The 9581-nt window shown below is 54.6% G+C and carries 10 protein-coding genes; 4 read left to right on the top strand and 6 right to left on the bottom strand.

Going from position 1 to position 9581, the window contains the following annotated elements:
* Positions 1–902, top strand: a 902-nt coding sequence (locus WC903_09050) for a hypothetical protein (protein MFA5894092.1), incomplete at its 5' end; no start/stop codon positions are given.
* On the top strand, positions 903–2375 hold the full coding sequence (locus WC903_09045; protein ID MFA5894091.1) for a serine/threonine-protein kinase: 1473 nt from the start codon (positions 903–905) through the stop codon (positions 2373–2375).
* A 12-nt stretch (positions 2376–2387) separates the two neighbouring features.
* Here the strand turns inward: WC903_09045 and WC903_09040 are convergent, their stop codons facing one another.
* The 3 genes from WC903_09040 to WC903_09030 are packed head-to-tail and all read right to left on the bottom strand — an operon-like array spanning position 2388 to position 5367.
* Positions 2388–3656 (bottom strand): SLC13 family permease, encoded by a 1269-nt coding sequence (locus tag WC903_09040; protein ID MFA5894090.1) that lies wholly within the window; start codon positions 3654–3656, stop codon positions 2388–2390.
* A 9-nt stretch (positions 3657–3665) separates the two neighbouring features.
* Positions 3666–4616, bottom strand: a complete 951-nt coding sequence (locus tag WC903_09035) for a ParB/RepB/Spo0J family partition protein (GenBank protein ID MFA5894089.1) — start codon at positions 4614–4616, stop codon at positions 3666–3668.
* Positions 4600–5367 carry an AAA family ATPase gene (locus tag WC903_09030; protein MFA5894088.1) on the bottom strand — a complete coding sequence of 256 codons (768 nt, stop codon included), beginning with the start codon at positions 5365–5367 and terminating at the stop codon, positions 4600–4602. The genes WC903_09035 and WC903_09030 overlap by 17 nt, the downstream gene beginning before the upstream one ends.
* A 71-nt stretch (positions 5368–5438) precedes the next feature.
* Between WC903_09030 and WC903_09025 the strand changes: the two genes are divergently transcribed.
* Both WC903_09025 and WC903_09020 read left to right on the top strand, forming a co-directional pair.
* Complete coding sequence (locus WC903_09025) at positions 5439–7802, top strand: S-layer homology domain-containing protein (GenBank protein MFA5894087.1); 2364 nt, start codon at positions 5439–5441, stop codon at positions 7800–7802.
* 14 nt (positions 7803–7816) lie between these two features.
* The gene (locus WC903_09020) at positions 7817–7981 is read left to right on the top strand and encodes a hypothetical protein (protein MFA5894086.1); all 165 of its coding nucleotides are present in this window, start codon (positions 7817–7819) and stop codon (positions 7979–7981) included.
* Here WC903_09020 and WC903_09015 read toward each other — a convergent pair.
* From WC903_09015 to WC903_09005, 3 genes are all read right to left on the bottom strand, one after another.
* Positions 7971–8357 carry a response regulator gene (locus WC903_09015; protein MFA5894085.1) on the bottom strand — a complete coding sequence of 129 codons (387 nt, stop codon included), beginning with the start codon at positions 8355–8357 and terminating at the stop codon, positions 7971–7973. The genes WC903_09020 and WC903_09015 overlap by 11 nt on opposite strands.
* 12 nt (positions 8358–8369) lie before the next feature.
* Complete coding sequence (locus WC903_09010; protein MFA5894084.1) at positions 8370–8585, bottom strand: hypothetical protein; 216 nt, start codon at positions 8583–8585, stop codon at positions 8370–8372.
* Between the two features lie 4 nt (positions 8586–8589).
* Positions 8590–9581: ATP-binding cassette domain-containing protein (locus WC903_09005; GenBank protein ID MFA5894083.1), on the bottom strand; the 992-nt coding region annotated here is incomplete at its 5' end.

Genomic DNA, 9581 nt, shown 5'->3' with positions numbered 1-9581 from the left:
AGAATCTCCGCGGCCAGATCGCTCTCTCCCAGATCAATTGGGACGCGCTTTCCGCGGCGAACATCGCCCAAGCCGCGACCCAGGTTAACAAACTGATCCACGACAATTGCGCAAGTTACGCGGCGGCTATCCCGACGGCTCCGCAACAGCAACCGGCCAAGCCGCCGGCCGGTCCGGTCAAATCGCCCAAAGCGGCCCAAGAACAACCTTCGCCTTTTTATCTGGGCCTGGCGCTGCTGTCGGCCTACGGAGTCAAAGTCAAAGGGGAATCGACCGCTCCGCTGCCATTCGGCCCGGCCTTGCGCGGCGATATCGCTCTGGGCTATACGGTGTCGGACAAAACAAGATTGCAGCTTAATTATCTGCCGTTCATTAATGTCAGCAACGGCTTTAATTCAAGGCTTAGCCAGGACATGGGGACTTTATCGCTGGCTCACCAGCTGCCAAAAGTAACGCTGGTCGGACAGGGCGGCTTTTTCTGGAGCCGCAACACGATTGACGGTCGCGGCGCATTTAAAGATGAATATGCGGGAACTGCCGGCGGCGGCATTGTACTTTTCAATGGCCTGCTTTATCCTTTCGCCGGCGGCATGTTCGGCACAAGCTTCGGCGGCTACGGCGGGTTGCGTTCCTCATATGAAAAGAACAGTTTTGGGATCTCCGGAACAGCTTTATTCAGCCATTTAAGGAATAACCAATTAAAGAATAGCCAGACCGGCGGATCGGTTGCTGGCACCTATAAGGTCTCGGTTTTGGGTACCGATCTGCGGATCGGCGTTTCGGCCGGCGGCGATTACGACGCTACCAATAAAGCGGCCGAGGTCAAATTCGGACTGGTGTTGAGACTGGGTGGCAATAACGTGATCGTGCCTCAACCGATGACCTTGGGGAGCGGATTTTAAGTGCCGGCAATCATCAAACCAGCGCAAATATCCTGGTGGCGGCATTCGATCGTAAAATTAGATGCGCGAGCCGCCCAGAAACCGGGGTTAAGGCAGTTTGGCCAGGTTGCTAAATACCTGACGCCGGTCTTCTCGTCCGGTTTACTGGCCTCCTTTTATCTGGCGACCCCGGGCGCTTTAACTTATTCCGGTCTCGCTCTTTACTCCCTGGTCGGTCTCGCCCTTGGCTTGACCCCAACGCGGGGGGTAACCAAGAGTTTGCGCCTAGCTGGAGCTGAACGGCGGAAAACCGAAGAGCTCCGCCTGGCCAACCAGCAGCTGGATGACCTGCAAGGAGAAAAGACGGCGGTGGAGGAAAAAGCGGCCAGGTATGCGCAGGAAGAAACTAAGCTGCGCAAGCTGGTTGGAGAATTGCAGGGCCGGATGAGCTCAATGGTTAATAAATTGAAAGAATTCGGGGTCCAGGAAAACGAGATCAATGAAGAAACGTTTGACGGCCATAATGTCTTTAAGCGAATGCTCGGGTTCGGCGGCATGGCGGTTGCGATCCTGGTCAAGAATGTTGATATGGATGTGGAAAAGGTCTTTAAAATGCCGCGGCCGGAGTTGCTGGGCAACCCGCTGCTGCTCGCCCGGTTTAAGGGGGGCGAAGCCAAGGCGATGCTGACGCTGAACCACCAGAACGTGGTCCGGTTCTTCACCCTGTCATATATGAAACGGGAGACCTATCTCGAACTGCTGCGCCGGTCGGGGCCCGAGATGGAGGCGGAGGCGGAAAGTTTAAAGATGTCGCTGAGCAATATCCCGGAAGATATCCCTTATATTGAAATGGAGTATGTCAAGGGACGGGACTTATCAGAGGTGATCAGTGCCGGCGTGCTGGAAACGGTATTAGCGCTTAAGCTGGCCAAGGATATCGCCGAAACTTTGTGGTATGTCGGCAGTAAGGGGATCATCCACCGTGACCTGAAACCGGGCAATATTTTCCTGATCCCGGATGAGTATCAGCCGGGCAGTTTCACGATCAAGATCGGTGATTTTGGCCTGGCCAAACAGACCGATCCGAGCGCGAATAAGGCGAGCATTAACCTGACGCAGATGGGCGTGGTGATGGGGACGCCGCAATATATGTCGCCGGAACAGGCCAGCGGCCTGCCGGTCGATTGGCGGACCGACCAATATGCTTTGGGGGTCATCTTATATGAGATGTTGACCGGCTTTTTGCCCTATCGCGGGGGAACGATTATGATGGACCAGCAGAAGGTCAGAGAGTATATTTATAAGATCCTCTCTGAACCGCCGGTCGATATCCGGACGATCAGGGACGATATTCCCGAGAGCCTGGCTAAAGTCGTCCACAAAATGCTGGAGAAGGAAAGAGATAAACGCTTCCCGACCTGGGAAGCCTGCGTTTTTGCACTGCAAAGCGCGGCGTTTTCCTCCGCGATCGGCGACGAAGCGACTTCGGTCTAGCCCGCTCCGCGCCTAGCGCCAGATAAACCAGACAAAAACCGCCGCCGTGCCGACCGCTGTGATCGTGAAGGGGAACCCCAGCCGGAAGAATTGCCCAAAACTGATCGGATAACCTTCTTTTTTTGCCAGACTGCAAGCGACGATATTAGCTGACGCGCCGATCGGCGTGATGTTCCCCCCCAGACTAGCTCCGATCAACAGGGCAAATAGCAGGAGCGCGGGGTTAGTTCCCAGGTTGAGCGACAGGGCGGAGGCGACCGGGAGCATCGCGGCTAGATAGGGGACATTATCAACAAAGGCCGAGATAGCCAATGAAAAGACGATCAGCAGGCAATAGGCCAGGAGAACGTTCTGCCCGACGATCGAGGCGAGATATTGGGATAAGGACTGGATCCAGCCGGCCTGGGTCACGCTGCCGACCAGGATGAATACTCCAGTCAGAAAAAAGGTCGTTTCCCAATCGAGCGATTTCAATCCTTTGATCAAGGAAGCTTCATTGAACCAGCTTCCCCAAACCAAGGCGACCAAGCCAAAGAAGATGCAAAGTGCCCCGGAGGTGTAGGGCGAAGCGTTCGGGATGAACGAAGAGCCGGCCAGCAAGACGATCAGGCCGACCAGCATGACGGTTGGCCACCACGACCTGACTTTTTCCGTCCGGACCAGCACGGCTTTCCCCCGGTAGTGGCGGAAAAAGAGATAAAGAACGATAAAGGAAAAGAGGGCGCCGACCTCGACCGCCCAAAAAATAGAGGGTCGGTTTTGATAAAAGAAGAAATCACCAAAGTTCATCCCGGTATAACCGCCAAGGAGCATGCTGGGGGGGTCGCCGATCAGGGTCGCTGTCCCCTGCAAATTGCTGGCCACGGCGATGGCGATCATGATATTGATCGGGTCGATCTTCAGTTTTCTGGCCAGGGAGAGGGCGATCGGGGCGACGATCAGGACGGTGGCGACATTTTCCACGAAGGCGGAGATGAAGCTGGTCAGCACGCAGATCAACAGCAATGACCAGGCGGTGTTTTTGGCCCGGTTGACGATCTCTTCGGCCAGGAAAGCGGGGACCCGGCTGACCATAAAAACATCAGCGACCGCGAGAGTCCCGACAAAAATCCCCATCACGTTCCAGTTCACGGCCGAGAAAGCTTCACCCGGGGTCATGACCCGAAAGAGAATAAGCAATCCGGCCCCGCCGGCCGCGACGAGCGCGCGCCGATTAGGGAGAAAAATAAAAAGAAGGTAGGCCCCCAGGAAGACCAGCAGAGAAGCGAGCTTGACGTCCATCAATTAAGGTTAATTTAAAGCCGGCGGCTCAAGCTCGCTGGCGCTGGAGAAAGAAGGGTTGACCGGCAGCGCGCTCTCCGGCCGCTTCATCTTGCCGGCGGTGATCAGCTCGAGGACCCGTTCCAGGTCTTCCTTCGAATAATATTCTATTTCGATCTTGCCGCGCTCCGGTGTCCCGAAGATCTTGACCTTGGTCGCCAGATGTTCGGTCAGGCCTTCGACGATCGAGTTGAGCTCCACGTTCTGGGTGAAAGCCCGCTTGCGCCCCCCCTTTTTGGCTTTCGGTTTGTCCTCTTTGCCGGTGACCAGTATCTCGGCGTCGCGGACATTGAGATGTCCTTTGACGATCTCCCGCCAGAAATGGAGCTGTTTGTCCGGCTCCTCCAGGGAGAGGAGGGGGCGGGCGTGACCGACGGTGATATCCCCTTTACGCAGGCTGTCTTTGATCTGTTTGGGGAGGGCGAGGAGGCGGATCATGTTTGAGACCGTCGGCCGTTCCTTGCCGACCCGTTTGGCGATCTGGTCCTGGGTCAGGCCGAACTCGGACGCGAGCCGGGCGTACCCTTCCGCTTCGTCCATCGGGTTGAGGTCTTCGCGCTGGAGGTTCTCGATCAGGGAGATCTCAAGCGACTGTTGGTCGGTAAAATCCTTGACGATCGCCGGAATATTGGCGAGGCCGGCCAGCTTGGCGGCGCGCAGGCGCCGCTCCCCGGCGATCAGCTCATACTTGCCGTCGCGCATCCGGGTGAGGATCGGCTCGAGCACCCCCTGGGTCTTGATCGACTCGGCCAGTTCATGGAGCGCCTCTTTGGCAAAAGAGGTGCGCGGCTGGCGCGGGTTGGCGGCGACACTGTTGATATCGACGTTGACGATAGTGCGGCCGCCGACAAAAACGGAACCTTGCGGGATCAATGCTCCTAAACCTTTGCCCAGACCTCTTTTATTAGATCCTACCATCATCCAACACCTCCCGACAAAGATTTTCGTAGGCTTCGGCCCCTTTGCTGCCGGGGTCGTAAAAAATGATCGGCTGGCCGAAACTGGGGGCTTCCGCCAGGCGGACGTTGCGCGGGATGACCGTCTTGAAGACCTTACTGCCGAAATATTTCCGCGCCTCCTCGGCGACTTGCGAAGAGAGGAGGGTGCGCGGATCGAACATGGTCAGGACGATGCCGCGGATCTTGAGGGCGGGGTTCAGGCTTTCCCGGACCAGCTCGAGCGAATGGGTCAGCTGGCTGATCCCTTCGAGGGCGTAATATTCGCACTGGATCGGGATGATCACTTCGTCGGCCGCGGTCAGGGCATTGACCGTTAATAGGGAGAGAGAAGGGGGACAATCGATGACCAGCAGGTCGTAGTTCCCTTTGACCGCGGCGAGGGCGGATTTCAACTTGTGTTCTCTCGCCTCTACCGCCACCAGCTCAACTTCAGCGCCGGCCAAGCGCGGGGTGGAGGGGAGGACATCGAGGTTGGCGATACTGCTCTTGATGATCACTTCACTGGCGGGGGCGTTCTCGATCAGGATGTTATAAAGACAGCGTTCGATCTGCGAGCGGTCGACCCCCAGGCCGACGCTGGCGTTGCTCTGCGGGTCGATATCGATCAGGAGGACTTTCTTGCCGAAGGTCGCGAGGTAAGCCGCCAGGTTTACCGTGGTGGTCGTTTTGCCGACTCCGCCTTTTTGGTTAACGACCGCGTAGGTGGTTGCCATGAACTAATAATTATACCAAAGTTATCTTTTTATTGCCATCCCTGACGGCGCATTATGTTATACTAATGCCCGTGAAAGTAAAAATAGAGATAGGCATCTTACTGATCTCGCTTTTTTGTTTTTGCTCTCCCGGCCGGGCGGACTTCAAAGACGTCCCGGCAACCCAGCCGGCCTCCTCCGCGATAGGGCAACTTCTGGCCGCTGGGATCATTGCCGCCCCGGCCAATAAGCGATTCGACGGGAACGAACCGGTCACGATGTTCCAACTGGCCGTGATCATGGAGAGGGTCCTGGTGAGCACGGGCCAAGTCAAAGAGATAGAAACAAGCCCGCTCGAAGAATTTTATAATGATGTTCCCGCGAAACACTACGCTTATAAAGCGGTCCAGGACCTCACGAAATTAGGCGTGTTCACGGTCGCGGGCCGGCAGCGGTTTGACGGGGAAGCTTTACTGGACCGCTACACGTTCTATTCATACTACGCGTTGTTTTTAGAGAAGTTGGCAGGCCAGGCCTTAACGGCGACATCCTCCTCGTTTTATCCGGACGTCCGGCCCGATCATTCCTCTTTTATCTTTCTGCAAAAGCTGGTCGAAGCCGGACTGCTGGACGGCATCGGTTATTTTAACGGCGACCGGATCGTCAAGCGATATGAAATGGCGATCTTTACGGCCAAGCTGCTGGACCATTACGCGGCGGAGCGGGCTAAGGCGCAGGCCAAAGAAAATGAAGCGTCCATTGAAGCGAACGCCGGCGCGTACCTGGACATTCCCGAGGACAATTACGCCGGGCCGGCGGTCAACGAGCTGGCGGGAGAAGGGATACTGATCCCGGGCGAAGACAAGAAATTCTACGGAGACCAGTTGATCAATGAATATTTGATGATCGATCTCACCGGCAAGATCATCGAGAGGATCATGGTCGGCGAAACGGGCGAACTGGGGACGGCCAACCCGGCCCAGGCTTTTAAGGACGTGCCGGTCAGCCATTTCGCCTATCGGTCCATCCTTAAATTGATCAAGCTGGGCATTATACCGCCCGGGGACCGGACGCAACTGTTATACGCCGACCGGAAGATCAGCCGCTACCAGCTGGCGTTCTTTATGCTCCCCGCGATCGAAAAAGTGCTCTCCGCGGCGATCAAATTTAAACCGGCCAATCCGGCGCTCGGTTACGCCGACGTGCCGGAAGATTGTTTCGCTTATAGCACCATCCAAAAATTGATCTGGCTGGGGGTTTTGGAGGGAGGGAGTGAAAAGAAATTCAACGGGGAACAATACGTCGACCGGTATGAACTGGCTTTTTTCACGGTTAATCTGGTCAAGGCGGTCTTTTTGAAGTTAAAGGAACTGGAGAATTTCGCGCCCGCCCGGCCGGTCGAATACGGCTTTAAAACCTACCTGAACACGCAATTGAGTGCCACGCAGATCGTCAACGGCAAAGGGCCGGGCCTGAATTATAATGATCTCTCCGCCCATCAATCCGTCAAGCTTTCCCTGGACCGGAATTTAGGCAACAATCTCTGCGCTTTCGCCTCGCTGACCTCATTGTATGATTTTGGGAGCGGCGCGGCGGCCAGTTCGCCTTATCTTGACAGCGGTTATGTCCTGCTCAATAATCCCCCCTATATCCTGCAGGCCGGCCGATCGTATTTTTATAAAGGTTACACTCCGTTCGGGAACAGCCTGTTCGTCGACACGACAGCGGACATGGTCCTGGCGAACTTCGACCCTGATATTTTTAATTTGAACGCGTCGGTCGGCAAGCTTGGTTACGCGAGCGACCTTAGCCGCGATTCTAATTTCGGCTTGATCAGCGTTACCCCCAAAATGCCGGGGCTGTTCAGCTGGCTGGAGTTCACGCTGGGCGGCAGTCTGATCACCAACCTGCCCGACCCATTGACCCTGGCGCCTTTGCCGGCCCGATTAACGCAGAGCTACGGCGGGGTCAAATTAAATCTGTTCAGCCTTTTTGAGCTGACCGCTGAAAACGCGAATTTGAGCTTGAACAATCCTGAGGTCATTCCTCTGATCGGGGTCAGCCCCGGGATAGTGGACCTAACGGCCAGCCAGTACGCCCTGACTTACTTCGCGAATGATAACGGGTACATAATTTCCCTGGGCTACCAAAAGATCGGGAACAATTATTATTTGGCCAGCCTGGCCAGTCCAGCCCTTTATCTCGGAGCGGGGCAGGGGACCGAGAGCGTTTTGTTCAAAACCCGGTTCTTTATTTCACCCGGCCAAAATATCGGCGGCGAAGTGGCCGGGATCCGACAGAACGGGGCCAGCCTGAAGACCGTGCTCAACGGCACGTATAACGCGCGGGTTTTTGACCTCGCCTATTGGAATTTGACCTTGACCAGGGTATTCTCTAGCAACAGCACCGTCCTGGAACAGACCAGCCTGTCATCATCGTTTGCGGTCTCATTTTAAAAGGAGGCGAAACAATGTCCGATATCAAGGAGATCAGGGAGACCAGTTTGAAAGAAGCGTTGAGGGGGATCAAGCGGATCAAAGACGAAGCGGTGAAGAACATTCAGGAGATCAAGGCGACCGCCGTCAAAAGCATCAAAGATATCAAGAAGGAGAAGAAGAGCGGGTTTAACGTTTAGCTTTATTCTTCTCGATCGCCCGGTCGACCAGCTCATAGATGACTTCCATCATGAAGGGCTTGCTGATGTAGTCCATGGCCCCCAGCTGGAGGGCGTCTATTTTAGTGGTTTCCGTCGCGTAGGCCGTTACGATCACGGCTTCGATCTTAGGATCGATCTCTTTGATATTTTTTAAGATATCCAGGCCGATTTCCCTGCCTTCGAACCGCAGATCGATAAAGGCGATATCAAAATGTTCTTTTGAGACCGCGGCCGCGGCTTCGTTCAGGTTCCTGGCCGTAGTGACCTGATAATTCTTGATCCCCAGGATCATTTTAAATGATTCCAGGACCGCCAGTTCGTCGTCAATAACCAGGGTTTTTATTTCTTTAGTCAAGGCGCGCTCCTTCTATTTCTTTAACAGCAACTCAAAAACGTTAATTTTGGCCGGGACCAGTTCTCCTCTATTGCCGCGTACAGTGACCGTAAGTTTGTATTGCCATAAGATGCCGATGGTCAGCAGCATGGCCAGCAGGACGACCACGGTGACATATTCAACCTGGCGGGCCTGTTTGCCCATGTTCTGCGATAACAGAGAGTCGAACAGATCTTTGATCCTGCTCATTATTTTATTCCTCGATCTCCAATTCCTTGATCCGCTCCAATTTATCCCGGGCCGATTTGCGGATCAGGCTTACGTCGTAGGGCGGCATCCTCAATTCCTTACTGATTTTATCATAGGTTTTATTCTCGTCATAATACATTTGCAGGACTTTCTTTTCGAGCGCTGATAGTTTAAGGGCTTTTTTGAGCTTTTCTTTTCCCTGCTTTTCTTTGGCTATTTTCTTTTTAAATTTAATGAGTTCAATGGTCTCTGCCAGTTCCTGGTCGCTTTCTTGGAGTTGGGCCTGATAAAATTTATAAAACTCGCCTTTGAGCGACAGGAGCTCGTCAAAACTGCCCGATTCGGAGATCACGTTCTCCGAGACGACATAAATATTATCGGCGATCTTCAGAGTTGAAGGGCGATGAGTGATCAGGATCAGGGTCCTCTTTTTAGTGCCGGCTTTTAGGTTCTCAAATATTCTGGCTTCCGTGACGCTGTCGAGCGCGGAGGTGGCTTCGTCCATGACCAATATTTTAACGTCGCGGTAGAGGGCGCGAGCAATGGAAAGGCGCTGTCTTTGGCCGCCCGACAGGCCGACCCCGCCTTCGCCGATGAGGGTGTCGTAGCCGTTGGCCAAGCCCGTGATAAATTCATGGATGTCCGCCTCCCTGGCGGCCTGGATCATCTTTGCTTCGTCGACTTCCTTCCGGCCGTACTGCAAATTTTCGCGCACGGTGCCGGAAAAGATGATCACATCCTGGGAAACGATGGAGATGTTGGCGCGCAGGGTCATCAGCGAGACCTGCTTGAGGTTGTAGTAATCGATAAAAACATCGCCTTCCGTCGGTTCGATAAATCTCAGGATCAGGTCAATAATAGTGCTTTTACCCGCGCCGCTGGCCCCGCAAACCGCCGTGATCTCTCCGGGATTGGCCAGCAGTGAGACGTCCTTAAGCGTGTATTCATCCGAATTCTGGTATTTAAAACTGACTTTGTCGAATTTGATCTTGCCTT

Source organism: Candidatus Margulisiibacteriota bacterium (assembly GCA_041658645.1).
GTDB lineage: Bacteria > Margulisbacteria > WOR-1 > O2-12-FULL-45-9 > XYB2-FULL-48-7 > JBAZZV01.
The sequence above is the reverse complement of the archived record's forward strand: the minus strand, read 5'-3'. Positions and strand labels throughout refer to the sequence as shown.

Excerpts from the sequence above, each read along its gene's own strand:
- WC903_09010 (MFA5894084.1), bottom strand. The coding sequence starts at position 8,585 with ATGAGCAGGATCAAAGATCTGTTCGACTCTCTGTTATCGCAGAACATG.
- WC903_09040 (MFA5894090.1), bottom strand. The coding sequence starts at position 3,656 with ATGGACGTCAAGCTCGCTTCTCTGCTGGTCTTCCTGGGGGCCTACCTT.
- WC903_09030 (MFA5894088.1), bottom strand. The coding sequence starts at position 5,367 with ATGGCAACCACCTACGCGGTCGTTAACCAAAAAGGCGGAGTCGGCAAA.
- WC903_09020 (MFA5894086.1), top strand. The coding sequence starts at position 7,817 with ATGTCCGATATCAAGGAGATCAGGGAGACCAGTTTGAAAGAAGCGTTG.
- WC903_09035 (MFA5894089.1), bottom strand. The coding sequence starts at position 4,616 with ATGATGGTAGGATCTAATAAAAGAGGTCTGGGCAAAGGTTTAGGAGCA.